Here is a 17,690-nt window from a genome sequence, read left to right as displayed (position 1 = left end):
GACGGGGCCACTCTGCCAGGGGAAGCACAAACTCGGCGCAACCGTCCGGAGGACCCCGTGCCCGTACCGATACGGCGCCTCTTCGTGGCGCTCACGCTCTGCACCGCCCTGCTGGCCGCGACCACGGCCTGCGGCACCGGCGAGAACACCAGCACGAAGGACACGAAGGACACCGCGGCGGTCCAGGCAGTGCCCGCCGCCGCCAACCCCAGCCCGACGACGTCGGCGGAACGCCAGAAGTTCGCCAAGACCCGGTTCGTGGCCAACGCGGGCCTCGCGGCGGGCGCGACCTACCAGTGGATCGTGAAGCCCTGGAAGGCGGGCAAGTTCAAGAAGGGCGCCCACGGCCGCAAGACGGCCCTGGTCAAGGCCGCGCTGGCCGGCACCTTCACCTACAACCGCCTCAAGGCCGCCGAGCGCAACGCCCAGGGCGACCCCAAACTCGCCAAGGCGCTCGCGCCGCTCAGCTCGGGCATCGAGGCGCTGAAGAACCTGCCGGCCAAGCTCAAGAACGGCGACGCCGGCGCGGTCAGCTCGTTCAACGACACGATCAACAAGGTCAAGGGCGCGGGCGCCGGCGCCGGAGCCCCGGTCAAGGACCAGACCCCCTCGGCCTCCCAGCTCGCCCACGGCAGCTAGTGCCCCACCAGGCGGTCAGGAGTTCAGCTCCGCCAGCACCCTGAGGGTGCGCGGGTCCGGTGACACGGCCAGCAGGTCCGTCACCGGGCCCGCCCGCCACGCCTGAAGCCGTTCGGCGATGCGCTCCCGCGGGCCGACCAGCGAGATCTCGTCGGCGAAGGCGTCCGGCACCGCCAGGACGGCCTCCTCGCGCCGCCCGGCGAGGAACAGCTCCTGGATCCGCCGGGCCTGCTCCCCGTATCCCATACGCGCCATCAGGTCGGCGTGGAAGTTGCGGGCCGCGTGCCCCATGCCCCCGATGTAGAAGCCGAGCATGGCCTTCACCGGCAGCAGGCCCTCGGCCACGTCGTCGCAGACCCGCACCTGGGCCAGCGGCGCCACCATGAACCCCTCGGGCAGCCCGCGCACCGCCTCCCCGTACACCTCGGGCCGGTTCGGCGCCCAGTACAGCGGCAGCCAGCCGTCGGCGATCCGGATCGTCTGCGCCACGTTCCGTGGCCCCTCGGCGCCGAGCAGCACGGGCAGGTCGGGCCGCAGCGGATGCGTGATCGGCTTCAGCGGCCGGCCGAGCCCGGTGCCGTCCGGCCCCCGGTACGGCAGGCCGTGGAACCGCCCGTCCACCGTCACCGGCCCCTTCCTGCGCAGCACTTGCCGTACGACGTCCACGTACTCCCGGGTCGCGGTCAGCGGCGAGGCCGGGAAGGGGCGGCCGTACCAGCCCTCGACCACCTGCGGCCCGGACAGCCCGAGACCGAGCATCATCCGGCCGCCGGAGAGGTGGTCCAGGGTGAGGGCGTGCATCGCGGTGGCGGCCGGGGAGCGTGCGGCCATCTGGGCAACGCCCGTGCCGAGCCTGATCGTCGACGTGTGGGCCGCGATCCAGGTGAGCGGGGTGAAGGCGTCCGAGCCCCAGGACTCCGCCGTCCACACCGAGTCGTAGCCGAGCCGCTCCGCCTCGACGGCGAGCGGCACGTGCCCGGCGTCCGGACCGCGTCCCCAGTACCCGAGCGCGAGACCGAGCCGCATACGCCACCTGCCTTCCCCGCCCCAGTTTCTGACGCTGCGTCAATTCCCTTGCGCGCAGCCGAGGGTACGACAACGGCCCCCCGCCCGGAAGGGCGAGGGGCCGGAGGTCCGCGGCGCGCGGGGCTCAGCCGCGCTGGATGCCGGAGGTGTCCTGCAGGACGCCCCTGCGGCCGTCCTGGGTCTGCGCCACCAGCGCGGCACCGCGCTGCTCGACGGCCAGGTACCAGGTGCCCGGCGCGAGTTCGGCGATCGGGTTCGGCGAACCGTCCTCACCGAACAGCGGACGCGTCACCGGCACGGCGAACCAGAACGGCGAGAAGTCCCCGGGGGCCGCCGGCGCGGCCGCCGGAGCGGCACCCTGCGTGGCGGCGGGCGGCTGCTGCTGCCCGAACGGCTGTCCCGGCTGCGGCTGGGCGCCGTACGGCGCCCCCGCGCCCGGGGCGCCGGGGTAGCCGTAACCGCCGGGCGGCTGGGCGCCGTAGGGCTGCGGGGCGACCGGCTTCGGCGCCGGGACGAGAGCCACCTGGAGGGCGGGGACGAGCGGGGTGGCGATGGCGCCGCCGGCGAGGACGAGGGCCGCGATCAGGCCGAGGACGAGCCCGGCGCCGGCGCTCAGGCCGCTGTCCAGGCCGATGAGCGTCCACAGCAGCGACCAGGCCGCCAGAACCGTGATGCCGGTGCCGGCCTGGCCCAGGTCGAGCCCGAGCACCTTGCGCGGCTGCGGCAGGCAGCGGTTGACGACGATGAGGACGGCACCGATGACCGCACCCATGTAAATACCCAGGCCGTCGCCCAGGTTGTCCCACGCGTTCCGGCTCAGGGAGCCGCCGTAGCCGGAGATGCTGTAGAGGTCGAGGAACGACGCGATGAACAGCACCACCGCTGCTCCGATCACCACGCCGTCGCCTCTAGTGAGGGAGCGGATATTCACTTCAGGGTCCTTCGTAAGGTCGTCTCTCGTCGTCGGTAGACACTACCGCCCGCAAGATCCGGCCGTCCGGCCGTATCCGCCCGCCGGTCACGACTCGCGCAGGAAACTCACGATTCCGTCAGACATCCCTTGCGCCGCCTTCTGCCGCCAGGCTCCGCTGGTCAGCAGTGCCGCGTCCTTGCTATCGCGCATGTTGCCGCACTCGATGAACACCTTGGGAACTGTTGACAGATTGAGACCACCGAGGTCCGTACGCGTGACGAGACCGGTACCGTCGCCTACGTAGTTGGACGGCGGCTCGCCGGTGTCGCGCAGGAAGTTGCCCGCGATGCGCGTGCCGAGGTCCTTGGAGGGGCCGAGGATGGGCCGGGTGTCGGCGGCACCGGCGTGCACGGACCCCGGCAGGATCACGTGGAAGCCGCGCTCGCCCTCGGCGGCGCCGTCGGCGTGGATGGAGATCGCCGCGGCGGCGTGGGCCGCGTTCCCGAACCGGGCCCGGTCGTCGACGCACGGCCCCCAGGCTGGGCTGTTCCCGTCATGGGTCAGCTTGACGGTGGCACCCTGCTGCTCCAGCAGCGCGCGCAGCCGGTGCGCGACGTCGAGGGTGAAGCGGGCCTCGGTGTACCCGTCGTCGGTGGACGTGCCGGTGGTGTCGCACTCCTTGCGGTTCGTCCCGATGTCGACCTGCTGATTGATCTCGGTGGTGTGCTGGAAGTTGCCCGGGTTGTGCCCGGGGTCGATGACGACCACCTTCCCGCTGAGCGGCCCGGCGGACCCGCCGGCGGCTGACTTGCCGTCGTCCGAGGGGGCGGCGGAGCCGGGGGAGGCCGAGGAGCCGGAGGGCGAGGAGAGCGCGGCAGAGGGGCGCGAACCGTGGGAGGCCGACGCGGCGGAAGCGGTACGGTCCGAGCCGCCGCTCCCCACGGCCTCGTACACCCCCCAGCCGAGCAGCGCACCGGGCACCAGCGCGGCGAGCGCCACGGTCAGCGGGCCGCGCCGGGGCCGACGGGGCTGCGGGGTTTCGAATTCCGGGCCTGTGTACGACACGTCTGCCACCCTAGCGGCCGTCCGGGACGTCCATGCGGTTCAGGACGGCCCTATGGGTGACGCCGTGCAACCGCCCCTTGCGCCCGTCCGTCCGCCCCGGTGGGGTCAGGCGCCGGCGAACGCCTCCGCGGCCGGCAGGCAGGCGAAGCCGACGGCGCCGAGCGCGAGCGCGGCCATGACTCCGGCCGCCACCAGCAGGCGGGGCGACCGGTCCGGGAGCACCCGCGCCTGCAGCCGGTCGTGTACGTCGTAGACCACCGGGAGGCGGTCTCCGGCACCGTGCAGCGTGCCGTCCCGGCGGCGAGCCGGGACGTGGAACCACTCGTGTCGGCCGTCCGGGCGGTCGAACCCGACGCCCGCGCAGCTGGGGCGGCCCGTCGCGGTCGGTGTCCTCCCAGACGGAGACCACGGCTCCGGTGGTGCGCACACCGTGCCGATGCAGCCGCACCGTCCATACCGCCCCGAGCACGAGCCGCCCGGCGAAGGCGACCATCGGCATCGCCGCCACCGTGAAGATCGTCTGAAGCACCCTGCCCCCCGATCGTCCGGAAATCCCGGCAGGTTCAGCCGGTCCGGCTGATCGAGGCGCCGACGAGGACGCCGTCGGCGACGGTGTAGTCGCCGGCGTACGTCCTGAGGGTGCCGTCGGTCTGGGCGGCGTACAGCACGGCGTGGACGCGGGACGCCCCGAACTCGCTGACGGTGCCGAGGGTGATGCGCTCGGTGGTGCCGAACCCGGCCACCCACCGGTCGTAGGTCGTGCCCGCGATGTGGGAGCCGCCGAGCGCCCACGCGGCTCCGTAGTCGTGATCGGTGATGTCCTGGTAGTACTGCGCGACCACCGCCGAGGCGTTGGTCAGGTGGGGGCGCGCAGCCGGCGGGGACGCCGTGCGCACCGCGACGGCCGTCGTGGCCGGTGCGGGCGGTGCCGTCGTGTGGCCGGCGGCCGAGGGCGACGGGCTGGGCGACTCCGGGGCCGGCACGGTGCGCGTCACCGTGACGGCCGGAGTCGCCCGGGAGGCCGCCGTCGCGGCGCAGGCGGTGAGCGGCAGGCCGGCGAACAGGACGGCGGCGGAGACGGTGCGGCGCACGATTCCCCCAGAAGTGGCGCGAACTGATGGAGAAACTGTGGCAGGTGCGGGAGGTGAAGGCGCCGTCGTTGCCGGAACGTGAAGAAGCCGGCGCCTCAGATCCCCGCGCGCGTTCGCCGCAGGACCCGGAGCGAGCCGGTGACGGAGACCTCCTCGAACGCCCCGGACGCCAGGGCCCGCACATACACGCGGTACGGCGCCTGTCCCGTGAACTCGTCCTCGGGGTCGGGGAAGACGTCGTGGATGACGAGGAGGCCGCCCTCGGCGACGTGCGGCGCCCAGCCCTCGTAGTCGGCGCTCGCGTGCTCGTCGGTGTGGCCGCCGTCGATGAAGACGAGGCCGAGCGGGGAGTTCCACAGCGCCGCGACCTGCGGGGAGCGGCCCACGAGGGCGACGACGTGCTCCTCCAGGCCCGCCCTGAACAGCGTGCGGCGGAAGGCGGGCAGCGTGTCCATCAGCCCGATCTCGGGGTCCACGGTCTCCGGGTCGTGGTAGTCCCACCCCGGCTGCTGCTCCTCGCTGCCCCGGTGGTGGTCGACGGTCAGCGCGCTGACCCCGGCCGCGCGGGCCGCGTCGGCGAGCAGCACGGTGGACCGCCCGCAGTACGTCCCGACCTCCAGCAGCGGCAGCCCCAGCCCGCCGGCCTCCACGGCCGCGCCGTACAGCGCCAGCCCCTCGTCCACGGGCATGAACCCCTTGGCCGCCTCGAACGCGGCCAGGATCTCGGGCTTGGGGGAGGGAGCGGGCATGGGGGGCCTTCCGGTTCGTACGACGTTTCCGGCCGCCCATGCTGCCGCACCCCCCGGTCACCTGTGGACGGGGGTGCGTAAACCAAGGCGCGGGGAACGGCGCGAGAAACCACGACGGCGGGTCAGCCGCGAACCGAACAGCACCCCTCGAGCCGTCAGGCGCTCACGACCTCCCCCGGCAGCGAAAGATCCAGCTCGACAGCCCGCTCGTCACCCGAGTGTGTGGCGGAAGAGGCGAGCGGACCGTACCCCGGCGCCCTCGCGGCCAGCACATACGCACCGGAACCCGGCACTGCGAGCACGTACGTGCCGTCGGTCTCGGACACCGTCGTGCCCGCCTGCCGCCCGCGCCGGTCGATCAGCGTGACCTTCGCACGGGCCACGGGCACCCCGCCGGCGTCGAGCACACGCCCACGGAACCCCCGCAGCACCTCCTCGGCCCGCTCCAGCACCGCGTCCTCCTCGCTGCTGGCCCGCAGCTGCGTGTGCTGCTGCTGAGCCGGGCGGCCGGCCTTCGGCAGGAACAGGGCCATCAGCAGCCCGAGCGCGACGGCGGCCGTGGCGATGAGGAAGGAGACCCGGAAGCCGTGCATGGTGGGGATCGCGACCCCGCCGACGTTCTTCGCCGTGTTGGCCAGCACCATGCCGATGACGGCGCTCGACACCGACGTGCCGATGGAGCGCATCAGCGTGTTCAGGCCGTTGGCCGCGCCGGTCTCCGAGGCGGGGACGGCGCCGACGATCAGGGCGGGCAGCGAGGAGTAGGCCAGGCCGATGCCCGCGCCGAGGATGACGGACGTGACGATCGTCTGCCAGGCCGCGTCCATCAGGCCGAGGCCGCCGCCGTAGCCGATCGCGATGATCAGCAGGCCGAGGATGAGGGTGGTCTTCGGGCCGTAGCGCGCGGACAGCCGGGCGTAGACCGGCGCCGTGAACATCATCGTCAGACCCAGCGGGGCCACGCACAGACCCGCGACGACCATGGACTGGCCGAGGCCGTAGCCGGTGGCGGCGGGCAGCTGCAGCAGCTGGGGCAGGACGAGCGAGACGACGTAGAACGCGACGCCGACCATGATCGAGGCGAGGTTCGTGAAGAGCACGGCGGGGCGTGCGGTGGTGCGCAGGTCCACCAGGGGCGCCTGGCTGCGCAGTTCGAACAGACCCCACAGGAGGAGCACGACGACGGAGGCGCCGAACAGGCCGAGCGTGGTGCCGGAGGACCAGCCCCAGTCGCTGCCCTTGGTGATCGGCAGCAGGAGCAGCACCAGGCCGGCGGACAGGCCGAGCGCGCCGGTCAGGTCGAAGGTGCCCGCGGCGCGCATCGGGGACTCGGGCACCGTGAGGAGGGTCAGAGCGATGGCGAGCACGCCGAGGCCGGCGGCGCCGTAGAACAGGGCGTGCCAGTTCGTGTGCTGCGCGACCAGGGCGGCGGCGGGCAGCGCGAGGCCGCCGCCCACGCCTATCGAGGAACTCATCAGGGCCATGGCCGAGCCGAGCTTCTCGCGGGGCAGCATGTCGCGCATCAGGCCGATGCCGAGCGGGATCGCGCCCATGGCGAAGCCCTGCAGGGTACGGCCGACGATCATGGTGAGCAGCTGGCTGGTGAGCGCGCTGATCAGGGCGCCGACCACCATGACGGCGAGGGAGAGGATCAGCATCTTCCGCTTGCCGTACAGGTCGCCGAGGCGGCCCATGATCGGGGTGGCGACGGCACCGGACAGCAGGGTCGAGGTCAGGACCCAGGTGGCGTTGCTGGGCGCGGTGCTCAGCAGCTGCGGCAGGTCCTTGATGACCGGCACGAGCAGCGTCTGCATCACCGCGACGACGATGCCCGCGAAGGCGAGCACCGGGACCACGGCCCCGTTCGCCTGCCGGGGCGGCTGGTCGGTCGTCGTGTGGGTCATTGAGTGAGGCCTCCCGTGAGCATAAGTGCCGGGTAAACCTCGTATGCACAGGCAACTATTCCGTTGCTTCGAGCCCCTAATGAATCCTTGACCGACTCATGGGTTACTGACGAAAGGTCAGGTCCGGCGGGCGGGCGTGGCGGTGCCGGAGCGGTTCGCGTCCCGGCGCGGGGTGGTCACGGCTCTGCGCGCGGTCTAGGACGGACGGTCCACGCCCGGTGGTCCGAAATGCCGATGCCGGGACCGCGGCCGGGCTGCGAGCATGGCGTCCATGCTCGAAACGGCCGGCACCCCATCTCTCATATCCCGTCGTACGACCGCTCCCACGTGGCTGGTCGTGGCGCTCGCCTGCGCCGGACAGTTCCTGGTCGTCCTCGACGTGTCGGTGGTGAACGTCGCCCTGCCGTCCATGCGCACCGGCCTCGGCCTGACCCCGTCCGGCCTGCAGTGGGTGGTGAACGCGTACGCCATCGCCTTCGCCGGGTTCATGCTGCTGGGCGGCCGGGCCGGTGACCTGTACGGGCGCAAGCGGATGTTCCTGGTCGGCCTCGGCCTGTTCACCCTGGCCTCGCTGAGCGGCGGCCTCGCCCAGGCCGGCTGGCAGCTGCTGCTGGCACGGGCCGTGCAGGGGCTCGGCGCGGCGGTGCTGGCCCCCTCGACGCTGACCCTGCTGACGGCCGCGGTGCCGGAGGGGGCGGCGCGGGCGCGGGCGATAGCGACCTGGACCGCGGTCGGCGCGGGCGGCGGGGCCGCGGGCGGGCTGGTCGGCGGCGTCCTCGTGGACGTGCTGGACTGGCGCTGGGTGCTGCTGATCAACGTGCCGGTGGGCGCGCTGGTGCTGGCCGGCTCGGTGGTCTGGCTCAGCGAGAGCCGGGCCGGCGACGGACGGCGCCTGGACCTGCCCGGTGCGCTCCTGGTCACCGCGGGCCTCGCGACCCTCGCCTACGGCATCTCGCAGACGGAGGCGAAGGGCTGGACGGCCGCCGCCACCCTGCTGCCGCTGCTCGCCGGTCTGGCGCTCATCGCCCTGTTCCTGCTGGTCGAGGCGCGTACGACGGCTCCGCTGATGCCGCTCGGCCTGCTCCGGACGCGCTCGGTCGCCTCGGCGAACGCGGTGATGTTCCTCTCCGGCTCGGCCATGTTCTGCATGTGGTACTTCATGACGCTCTACGCCCAGAACGTCCTCGGCTACTCGCCGCTCCAGGCAGGTCTCGCCCTGGTCCCCAGCTCGCTGTCCGTGGTCGCCGGCTCCAAGGCGGCGCCGCGCCTGATGCGGGTGGCGGGCGCGCGGACCGTGGCGACGCTCGGGACGCTGGTGGCGGCGGCCGGCTTCGGCTGGCAGTCGACGATGAGCGCGCACGAGACGTACGTCACCGCGATCATGTTCCCGGGGATCCTGATGATGCTCGGCGCGGGTCTGGCGGCGACGCCGCTCGCCTCCCTGGCCACGTCGGGTGCGGCGCCGGGTGAGGCCGGTGTGGTGTCAGGGCTGATCAACACCTCGCGCACGATGGGCGGTTCGCTCGGGCTCGCCGTGATGTCGACGGTCGCCGCGGCCGGGACGGGCGGCGGCCACGGCCCCGAGGCGCTGACGCACGGCTACGCGGCCGCCTTCCGGACCAGTGCGGCGGTGCTGCTGGCCGGGGCGGTGGTGATGCTGCTGTGGCTGCCCCGGAAGGTCCCCGCGACGCCCCGGGGCTGAGGCGGCGCGCCCGCCGCACCTCCAGGGGCGTCAGTGCTCGGCGCCCCTTGGCTCACAGCCACCCCTGCTGCCGGGCCTCCCGCACCGCCTCGGCCCGGTTGCGGGTGCCCGTCTTGCCGATCGCCGAGGACAGGTAGTTCCGGACGGTGGACTCCGACAGACGCAGCCGGCCGGCGATGTCGGCGACCGTCGCCCCGTCCGCCGACGCCGTCAGCACGTCGCACTCGCGGGCCGTCAGCGGATTCGGCCCGGCGCTGAGCGCGGCGGCGGCGAGCGCGGGATCGACCACGGTGTCGCCGGCGAGCACGCGCCGGATCGCCACGGCCAGGTCCTCCACCGGCCCGTCCTTGACGAGGAACCCCGCCGCCCCTGCCTCCATGGCCCGGCGCAGATAGCCGGGCCGGCCGAAGGTGGTCAGGATCAGCACCCGGCACCCGGGCACCCGCTCGCGCAGCCCGGCCGCCGCGTCCAGCCCGCTGGCGCCCGGGAGTTCGATGTCCAGCAGGGCCACGTCCGGCCGGTGCAGCAACGCCTCCCCGACGATCGCGTCACCCCGCGAGACCTGTGCGACGACCTCGATGTCGTCCTCCATCCCGAGCAGCAGCGCGAGGGCCCCGCGCATCATGCGCTGGTCCTCGGCGAGCAGGACCCGGATGGACGCGGCGGGGCCGCCGTCCGGGGACATCTCGTTCATGTCCTCAGCCTACGGCTGTGGGCCGGGGCCGGCCGCAACGGCGGTGCGTGAGCCGGTCGGCGCCCCGGCCGGAGCGCGCGGCCGTACCGGACCGTGCCTGCGGGATCGGGCCGCGGGGCACCTGGTCGTCGGAGCCCGATGCCGACGTCGGACTGGCGGGTGGACCGGGCGGATGAGGGCAGGGCCGGCCGCAACGGCCGTGGGTGGGCTGGTCGGTGGGTGGCGGGAGCGCGGGTGCTGGGGTTCGCGCTGCGGGGGGCACGGGGGGCGTCGGGGGCCGATGGGGGTGTCCGGGTGCTGTGGGGGCAGGGTGGCCAGGGGGTGGCGTCGGCGGTAACGGGCTGCCCGCGGGCGGTCGTCCTGCGCGGCCGGCGCCCGGCGCGTACGGCAGCGGGCGCTCGCCGTCGGTGGTCGGCGTCACCTGCCGGGTGGTCCGGACGAACAGGTCGGTGGCCAAACTCCCGTTCCAGGCCCGCACATCACGGGGTCGTGGGTGGGCTGGTCGGTGGGTGGCGGGAGCGCGGGTGCTGGGGTTCGCGCTGCGGGGGGGGCACGGGGGGCGTCGGGGGCCGATGGGGGTGTCCGGGTGCTGTGGGGGCAGGGTGGCCAGGGGCGGCGTCGGCGGTGATGGCCGTGCCCGGGACGGTCGGTGGGTGGTGGGAGCTGTTGACGGGGGCGCGCCCGCTCTCAGTGGGTTCGGTGAAGTCCGGTGCGGTTCGGCGGTGACCCGAAGGGGCGCGGGGCGGTGGCATCAGCGGTTCCGCCGCGGGGCGCGACCGGCACCCGCCCGACGGCATATCGCGGCACTGCCGACGGAGCGCTTACGCTTCCGGCATGTCCGACGCCGCGCCCACGGCCCGTTTCTACGACGAACTGGCCGAGGACTACCACCTCGTCTACCCGGACTGGGAGGCTTCGCTGCGCCGTCAGGGTGCCGCCCTGGACGCCCTGCTCGGCCTGGAGCGTGCCGCCGTGCTGGACTGCGCCTGCGGCATCGGGACGCAGGCGCTGGGGCTCGCGCTGCGGGGGCACCGGGTCACCGGGACCGATGTCAGCGCCCGGGCTGTCGCGAGGGCCGGGCGGGAGGCCGGGCCGATGGGGGTGGAGCTGGCCACCGCCGTGGCGGACATGCGGCAACTGCCGTTCCGTGCCGGTCGGTTCGACGCCGTCGTGTGCGCCGACAACGCCCTGCCCCATCTGCTCACCGAAGCGGACGTGCGGGCCGCGCTGGCCGAGATGCGCCGGGTGCTGCGTCCGGGCGGGCGGCTGCTCGTCAGCACCCGCGCCTACGACGAACTGCTGTGCGAGCGCCCGGATTCGACGCCCCCGCAGGTGCACGAGTCCGCCGACGGCACCGGCCGGACCGTCACCTTCCAGCTGTGGCACTGGCGCGCGGACGGCGAGCGGTACGACCTGGAGCACTTCCAACTCCTCCCGGAGCGCGGGCAGTGGCGGGTGCGGGTCCGGTCGGCCGCCTACTGGGCGCTCGGACGGGACCGGCTCGCCGGATTCGCCGCCGCCGAGGGATTCGCGGACATCGTCTGGCTGATGCCCGAACAGACGGGTTTCTTCCAGCCGTTGCTCATGGCGCGGGCGGCCGTCGCTTAAAGAAACCCCATATTTCCGTGCGGCGGGTCTTGACGGCCTCGGAGGTCGATCAAACAATCGCCCCTGCATTTCCCAAAACCCCCGCTAATTCAGCAGTTGAATTGGTTCGGGATATCGATCGAACGACGTTCGAGATGCCGAACACGACGAATCCGAGGTGCACCGTGCTCCTGAGATCCCTCCACGTCCCGCCCGGGACCCCGCCCCGCCCCCGGCGCCTGCGCCGCGCCGCCCTGTCCGTGCTCGCCGTCTGCGCCACCCTCGCCGCGCTCCTCCTCGGCACCGGCGCACCCCAGGCCGCCGCCGCGGGTTCGCTGCCCTGCGACATCTACGCCGCCGCGGGCACCCCCTGCGTCGCCGCGCACAGCATGGTCCGGGCGCTGTACTCGTCGTACGACGGCGCGCTGTACCAGGTGCGGCGCGCCTCGGACGGAGCCACCAGGGGCATCGGGCTGCTGTCCGCCGGCGGCTACGCCGACGCCGCCGCCCAGGACTCCTTCTGCTCCGGCACGACCTGCATCGTCACCAGGGTCTACGACCAGTCCTCGCGCCACAACGACCTCACGGTCGAGGGCGCGGGCGGAGCCGGCAAGGCGGATGTCGGGGCGCCCGCGGACGCACTGCCGGTGACCGTCGGCGGCCACCAGGTCTACGGCCTGGAGATCTCTGCCGGCATGGGCTACCGCAACGACGCCACCTCGGGCGTGGCCACCAACGGCGCCGCCGAGGGGATGTACATGGTGACCTCCGGCACCCGCGTCAACGGCGCCTGCTGCTTCGACTACGGCAACGCCGAGACGAACAACAAGGACACCGGCAACGGGCACATGGACGCCATCAACTTCGGCACCGAGTGCTGGTTCTCGCCCTGCTACGGCTCCGGCCCCTGGGTGCAGGCCGACCTGGAGAACGGGCTGTTCCAGTCCGACGCCGGATACAGCAAGAACTCCTCCAACACCGGGACCGGACCGCTGCCGTTCGTGACCGCGCTGCTCAAGAACAACGGGCAGAATCATTTCGCGCTGAAATGGGGAAATGCCCAATCCGGTGGGCTGACCACCACCTATTCCGGCGGTGAGCCGACCGCGAGCGGATACTCGCCGATGCATCAGGAGGGCGCCATCGTCCTCGGCACCGGCGGCGACAACAGCAACGGCTCCATCGGGTCCTTCTTCGAGGGCGTGATGACCTCCGGCATCCCGACCGACGCCGCCGACGACTCCGTACAGGCCGACATCGTCTCCGTCGGCTACGGCGGCGCGACCGGCAGCACCGGCACGCTGAACCCCGGCTCGGAGGCATCCCTGCGCGCGACCACCTCCTGCTGCACCGGCGACTACGTCCGCCACCAGAACAACGCCGGCGTCATCTCCTCCATCACCTCCAGCAGCTCCGGCCTGGACAAGAACGACGCCACCTGGATCGTCCGCAGGGGCCTCGCCGACAGCTCCTGCGTCTCCTTCGAGTCCCGCAACTACCCGGGCGACTACCTGCGCCACTACAACTTCACCGTCTACCGGCAACCCATGGACGGCACCGCCCAGTTCCGGCAGGACGCCACGTTCTGCCCGACGACCGGCAAGAGCGGCACCGGCACCTCGTTCGCCTCGTACAACTACCCGACGAAGTACCTGCGCCACTACGACCACAACCTCTACGTGGCGAGCGACGGCGGGTCCAACGCCTGGGACAGCGGCACGTCCTGGAGCGACGACGTCAGCTGGGCGGTCAGCGCGCCCTGGGCGCCGTAGCCGCGACATCCGCCGCATCCGCCGACTCGGCCGCCGCCACCGGGAGTTCGGCGGTGACGGTGAAGCCGCCGCGCGGCGACGGGCCGGCCGTGAGGGAGCCGCCCGCCGCCGCGAGGCGCTCGGTCAGTCCCGTCAGGCCCGTGCCGCCGATGCCCGGCCGGGGCCGGCTGACCGGCTTGCCGGTGCCGTTGTCGGTGACGGCGAGCCGGGCCCGCTCGGCGCCGCTGTCGACGGTGATCTCGCAGCGGCTCGCGTCGCTGTGCCGCACCACGTTGGTGACCGCCTCGCGCACCACCCAGCTCAGCAGCGCCTCCGTCTGCGGTTCGAGCGGCGCCCCCGACTGCCGTACCACCGCCTCCACACTCGCCGCCGACAGCGCCGAACGGGCCCGGACCAGCTCGGTGGCCAGGCTTCCCTCGCGGTAGCCGGTCACCGCCTCGCGGATCTCGGTGAGCGCCTGCCGGCCCACCGACTCGATGTCCGTGATCTGCCCCAGCGCCGCGTCCATGTCGCGCGGGGCGAGCCGCCGGGCCGCCTCCGACTTGACCACGATCACCGACAGCGTGTGCCCGAGCAGATCGTGCAGATCCCGCGAGAAGCGCAGCCGCTCCTTCTCCACCGCGCGCCGGGCCAGCTCCTCACGGGCGGTGCGCAGATCCCGTACCGCCTCCGACAGGCCGAGGATCGCCGCGGTGACCATGCTGGACAGGAACGTGGCGTAGCCGATGTTCGTCGCGTCGCCCCAGCCGCCGCGCACGGCCGAGACGCAGGCCGCGTACCCCGTCAGCAGCAGTCCCGTCCGGCCCAGCCACGGGCCGCGCAGCGCCGCGCCCGTCGCGAGGCCGAGCAGCGGGAAGAACATCAGCCAGTTGCCGCCGTAGCCCACGGCCAGGCCCGTGGTCAGCAGGCCCATGAGCACCAGTGCGACCCTGGTGGAGACCGCCTCGCGCCGTGCGCGGTCGAAGGAGCGGAAGGTGACGTAGATGTAGAGCGAGTTGAACAGCAGCAGTCCCAGGCCGCCGATCCACGGATTCGGGGTCCGGCCCTGCAGGAGGTTGGAGAAGGACCCCATCCCCATGAGCAGCCACGGCAGCAGCGAGAACCCGGTGGGCGGCGGGCCCGGATGGTCGACGGCCGGAACCTCACCGCTCTTCCGGGCGGCCCGCTGCGCGGCCTGGAAGCGCTCGCGCTCCGCCTTCCAGCGCTCCTGCTCCGCCTTCCATTCCAGCCGCGCCGCCTGCCAGTGCCCGAGCCGGCGCCGTATGCCCCGCAACCCCGTCATGTTCCCGTTCCCCCGGTTGTCAGATCGTCCCCGCCGCGCGGGGTTACGACGGCACAGCGTACGAACCGAACGGTCCCGGCCATTACCGTCAGCACGATGATGGCACCGCTGCCCAGGTCCGGGCAGATGCGTATGTACGGAACGGGGCAGTACGAATGTCACCGGCGGCGATACCTGACACGGCGTCAGGAGCCTTCCCATGTGGGGAGCGCTCGGCTATACAGAGGGCGCCGGACTGGAACGCGTTCTAGATCGGCCCGTAGCGACCTCGGTGCGGCCGACGGTGCGGACGGCCGTGCCGGGGTCTCGAAACCGCCACTGGCAGGAGCCGTATGCCCATCGACGCAAGCCGAGCCCTCGCGGCCGAGCCCCGGACCGGTGAGATCTCCTGGACCACGAAGGACGTCCAGCTCTACCACCTCGGCATCGGCGCCGGCGTCCCCGCCACCGACCCCGACGAGCTGCGCTACACCCTGGAGACCCGGCTGCACGTCCTGCCGAGCTTCGCCACCGTCGCGGGCGCCGGCGCACCCGGCGTGATCAGCGGGTTGTCGATGCCCGGTGTGGAGGTCGACCTCGCGAGGGTCCTGCACGGCGGGCAGAGCCTGGTGATCCACCGGCCGATCCCGGCCGAGGGCACCGCGACCGCGACCCACCGGCTCGCCGCCGTCTGGGACAAGGGCAAGGCCGCCGTCCTGGTCCTGCGCACGGAGGTCGCCGACGCCCGCGGGCCGCTGTGGACCAACGACGCCCAGATCTTCGTACGCGGAGAAGGCGGATGGGGCGGCGAGCGCGGCCCCGCCCATCGTCTCGAACCGCCCGCGGGCGAGCCCGACCGGACCGTCGAGCGGCCCGTCCGCGAGGACCAGGCCCTGCTCTACCGCCTCAGCGGCGACTGGAACCCGCTGCACGCCGACCCCGACTTCGCCAAGAGCGCCGGCTTCGACCGGCCCATCCTGCACGGGCTGTGCACCTACGGCATCACGCTCAAGGCGGTCGTGGACACGCTGCTCGGCGGGGACGTGGGCCGGGTACGGGCGTACACCACCCGGTTCGCCGGCGTCGTCTTCCCCGGCGAGACCCTGCGCATCCGCATGTGGCAGGGGGAGGGCGGCACCGTCCGGGCGGCCGTGAGCGCGGTCGAGCGCGACGACGCGCCGGTCCTCACCGACACCATCGTCCAGCACTCCTGATCCAGGCCGTAGTCGAGGGGAGAGCCGCACCATGCGCGCAGCCGTACTGCACGAGATCGGCCAGGAAAAGCTCGAAGTCCACGATGACGTCGAGGCCGTCGGCTTCGGCCCCGGCAGGGTCAGGGTCCGGGTGCGCGCCACCGGGCTGTGCCACTCGGACCTGTCCGCCATGAGCGGGGTGCTGCCGCAGCCCGCGCCGTTCGTGCCCGGCCACGAGGGAGCCGGCGAGATCCTCGAAGTCGGCGAGGGTGTACGGGACTTGACGCCCGGCGATCGGGTCGTCATCTGCTGGCTGCCCGCCTGCGGGGCCTGCGCGGCCTGCAAGCGGGGCCAGACCGAGCTGTGCCTGGCCGGGTTCATGAACGCCGGCACCCCCAACTTCCGGCGCGCGAGCGGCGACGTCTTCGGCTTCGCGGGCACCGGTACCTTCGCCGAGGAGGTCGTGGTCGACGCGGGCTGTGCCGTGCCCATCCCCGAGGACGTGCCCTTCGACATCGCCGCCCTGATCGGCTGCGGGGTCACGACCGGGCTCGGCGCCGCCCTCAACACCGCCGACGTACGGGCCGGTTCGTCGGTCGCCGTCATCGGCTGCGGCGGCGTCGGCGTCTCGGCGGTGCAGGGGGCGCGGCTGAAGGGCGCCGCCGAGATCGTCGCCGTGGACCCGGTCGCCTCGCGCCGCGAGGCCGCCCTCAGGTTCGGCGCCACGAAGGCCGTGTCCCCCGACGGACTGGCCGACGCCAAGCAGCAGGTCACCGGCGGAGAGGGCTTCGACTACGTCTTCGAGGTCGTCGGGAAGTCCGCCACCGCCCGCACCGCCTACGAGAACACCCGGCGCGGCGGCACCCTCGTCGTGGTCGGCGCGGGCGCCATGGACGACTTCCTCCAGCTCAACATGTTCGAGCTGTTCTTCGACGAGAAGCGCATCCTGCCGTCCCTGTACGGCGGCGGGGACGTACTGCGCTCCTACGAGCGGGCGATCGCCCTGTGGCGGGCCGGCCGGATCGACCTGGCGGGCCTGATCACCCACCGGGTGCCGCTGGCCGGGATCAACGAGGCACTGGACCAGATGCGCACCGGGGCCGCCCTGCGCACCTGCATCGAGATCTGAGGCGCCCGCCATGACACTGCCACTGGAGGGCATGTCCGCGATCGTCACCGGCGCCGGACGCGGGCTCGGCCGGGCCGAGGCCCTGGAACTCGCCCGGCTCGGCGCCGCCGTCGTCGTCAACGACTACGGGCAGCCCGGGAGGGACGGCGCCGGGGAGGCGTCCGCCGGGCCCGCCGAAGCGGTGGCCGAGGAGATCCGCGCGGCCGGCGGCACGGCGCTCGCCCACGCCGGCGACGTCGCCGACTTCTCCGAAGCCGCCCGGCTCGTGGACCTGGCGATCGGTGAGTACGGCAAGCTCGACATCCTCGTCAACAACGCCGGCATCCTGCGCGACCGCATGGTCTTCTCCATGACCGAGGACGAGTGGGACGCGGTGATACGGGTCCACCTGAAGGGCCACTTCAACACCACCCGGTTCGCCGCCGCGCACTGGCGGGAGCGGTCCAAGGCGGCCGGCGGCGAGAGGGTGTACGGGCGGATCGTGAACACCTCCTCCGAGGCGTTCCTCGCCGGTTCCGCGGGCCAGCCCAACTACGCGGCCGCCAAGGGCGGAATCGTCGGTCTGACCACCTCCACCGCCCTGGCCCTCGCCAAGTACGGCGTCACGGCCAACGCCATCTGCCCGCGCGCCCGGACCCGGATGACCGAGGACGTCTTCGCGGGCTTCCGGCGGCCGGAGCAGGGGCTGGATCCGCTGGCCCCGGAACACGTCTCCCCGCTCGTCGGCTACCTGGCCTCCCCGGCCGCCGGCCGGATCAACGGCCAGCTGCTGGTCGTCCACGGCGGCATGGTCGCGATCGTCGAACGGCCGCGGGTGCGGGCGGCGTTCGACAGCAAGCAGGAGACGTTCACGTACGACGAACTCGACGCGCTGCTCACCCCGCACTACGCGGACCGGCCGCCGGGGGAGACGTTCGCGGCGGCGGAGGTGCTCGGCCTCAAGCGCGGGTGACGGAGGGGCAAAA

General features: G+C 73.1%; 16 protein-coding genes. 7 read left to right on the top strand and 9 right to left on the bottom strand.

Annotated features, from left to right (window positions below; all coding sequences use genetic code 11):
• Nucleotides 1–57: 57 nt before the first annotated feature.
• Nucleotides 58–639: a hypothetical protein gene (locus tag ACZ60X_RS02745; RefSeq protein WP_469592471.1), complete on the top strand. Its 582-nt coding sequence runs from the start codon at nucleotides 58–60 to the stop codon at nucleotides 637–639.
• Between the two features lie 15 nt (nucleotides 640–654).
• On the opposite strand, the gene ACZ60X_RS02740 is transcribed toward ACZ60X_RS02745, so the two are convergent.
• From ACZ60X_RS02740 to ACZ60X_RS02710, 7 genes are all read right to left on the bottom strand, one after another.
• Entirely contained in the window at nucleotides 655–1,665 is a 1,011-nt protein-coding gene (locus ACZ60X_RS02740) for an LLM class F420-dependent oxidoreductase (RefSeq protein WP_469592468.1), read from the bottom strand.
• A gap of 124 nt (nucleotides 1,666–1,789) precedes the next feature.
• Nucleotides 1,790–2,563: a hypothetical protein gene (locus ACZ60X_RS02735; RefSeq protein WP_469592466.1), complete on the bottom strand. Its 774-nt coding sequence runs from the start codon at nucleotides 2,561–2,563 to the stop codon at nucleotides 1,790–1,792.
• A 120-nt stretch (nucleotides 2,564–2,683) separates the two neighbouring features.
• On the bottom strand, nucleotides 2,684–3,643 hold the full coding sequence (locus ACZ60X_RS02730; protein WP_469592464.1) for an N-acetylmuramoyl-L-alanine amidase: 960 nt from the start codon (nucleotides 3,641–3,643) through the stop codon (nucleotides 2,684–2,686).
• Between the two features lie 105 nt (nucleotides 3,644–3,748).
• Entirely contained in the window at nucleotides 3,749–3,901 is a 153-nt protein-coding gene (locus tag ACZ60X_RS02725; RefSeq protein WP_469592461.1) for a hypothetical protein, read from the bottom strand.
• Between the two features lie 305 nt (nucleotides 3,902–4,206).
• On the bottom strand, nucleotides 4,207–4,734 hold the full coding sequence (locus tag ACZ60X_RS02720; protein WP_469592459.1) for a hypothetical protein: 528 nt from the start codon (nucleotides 4,732–4,734) through the stop codon (nucleotides 4,207–4,209).
• A gap of 95 nt (nucleotides 4,735–4,829) precedes the next feature.
• Entirely contained in the window at nucleotides 4,830–5,483 is a 654-nt protein-coding gene (locus ACZ60X_RS02715; RefSeq protein ID WP_469592457.1) for a class I SAM-dependent methyltransferase, read from the bottom strand.
• Between the two features lie 155 nt (nucleotides 5,484–5,638).
• Nucleotides 5,639–7,387 (bottom strand): MFS transporter, encoded by a 1,749-nt coding sequence (locus ACZ60X_RS02710; protein WP_469592455.1) that lies wholly within the window; start codon nucleotides 7,385–7,387, stop codon nucleotides 5,639–5,641.
• 271 nt (nucleotides 7,388–7,658) lie between these two features.
• Between ACZ60X_RS02710 and ACZ60X_RS02705 the strand changes: the two genes are divergently transcribed.
• Nucleotides 7,659–9,089 (top strand): MFS transporter, encoded by a 1,431-nt coding sequence (locus tag ACZ60X_RS02705; protein ID WP_469592452.1) that lies wholly within the window; start codon nucleotides 7,659–7,661, stop codon nucleotides 9,087–9,089.
• 52 nt (nucleotides 9,090–9,141) lie between these two features.
• Here ACZ60X_RS02705 and ACZ60X_RS02700 read toward each other — a convergent pair whose 3' ends face one another.
• On the bottom strand, nucleotides 9,142–9,783 hold the full coding sequence (locus ACZ60X_RS02700) for a response regulator (protein ID WP_469592450.1): 642 nt from the start codon (nucleotides 9,781–9,783) through the stop codon (nucleotides 9,142–9,144).
• A gap of 834 nt (nucleotides 9,784–10,617) precedes the next feature.
• Here ACZ60X_RS02700 and ACZ60X_RS02695 point away from each other — a divergent pair.
• Nucleotides 10,618–11,391 (top strand): class I SAM-dependent methyltransferase, encoded by a 774-nt coding sequence (locus tag ACZ60X_RS02695; RefSeq protein ID WP_469592448.1) that lies wholly within the window; start codon nucleotides 10,618–10,620, stop codon nucleotides 11,389–11,391.
• Nucleotides 11,392–11,555: 164 nt separating this feature from the next.
• Nucleotides 11,556–13,142, top strand: coding sequence for an alpha-L-arabinofuranosidase B (locus ACZ60X_RS02690; RefSeq protein WP_469592446.1), 1,587 nt, complete (start codon nucleotides 11,556–11,558; stop codon nucleotides 13,140–13,142).
• Here ACZ60X_RS02690 and ACZ60X_RS02685 read toward each other — a convergent pair.
• Nucleotides 13,120–14,424 (bottom strand): sensor histidine kinase, encoded by a 1,305-nt coding sequence (locus ACZ60X_RS02685; RefSeq protein ID WP_469592444.1) that lies wholly within the window; start codon nucleotides 14,422–14,424, stop codon nucleotides 13,120–13,122. The genes ACZ60X_RS02690 and ACZ60X_RS02685 overlap by 23 nt on opposite strands.
• 332 nt (nucleotides 14,425–14,756) lie before the next feature.
• On the opposite strand from ACZ60X_RS02685, the gene ACZ60X_RS02680 reads away from it, so the two are divergent.
• The 3 genes from ACZ60X_RS02680 to ACZ60X_RS02670 are packed head-to-tail and all read left to right on the top strand — an operon-like array spanning nucleotide 14,757 to nucleotide 17,677.
• The gene (locus tag ACZ60X_RS02680) at nucleotides 14,757–15,617 is read left to right on the top strand and encodes a MaoC/PaaZ C-terminal domain-containing protein (protein WP_469592442.1); all 861 of its coding nucleotides are present in this window, start codon (nucleotides 14,757–14,759) and stop codon (nucleotides 15,615–15,617) included.
• Between the two features lie 31 nt (nucleotides 15,618–15,648).
• Entirely contained in the window at nucleotides 15,649–16,725 is a 1,077-nt protein-coding gene (locus ACZ60X_RS02675; RefSeq protein ID WP_469592440.1) for a Zn-dependent alcohol dehydrogenase, read from the top strand.
• 10 nt (nucleotides 16,726–16,735) lie between these two features.
• Nucleotides 16,736–17,677 (top strand): 3-oxoacyl-ACP reductase, encoded by a 942-nt coding sequence (locus ACZ60X_RS02670; RefSeq protein WP_469592437.1) that lies wholly within the window; start codon nucleotides 16,736–16,738, stop codon nucleotides 17,675–17,677.
• Nucleotides 17,678–17,690 lie beyond the last annotated feature (13 nt).

The organism is Streptomyces sp. NPDC104106 (assembly GCF_055584345.1).
This window is presented reverse-complemented; position numbering and strand designations above follow the sequence as displayed.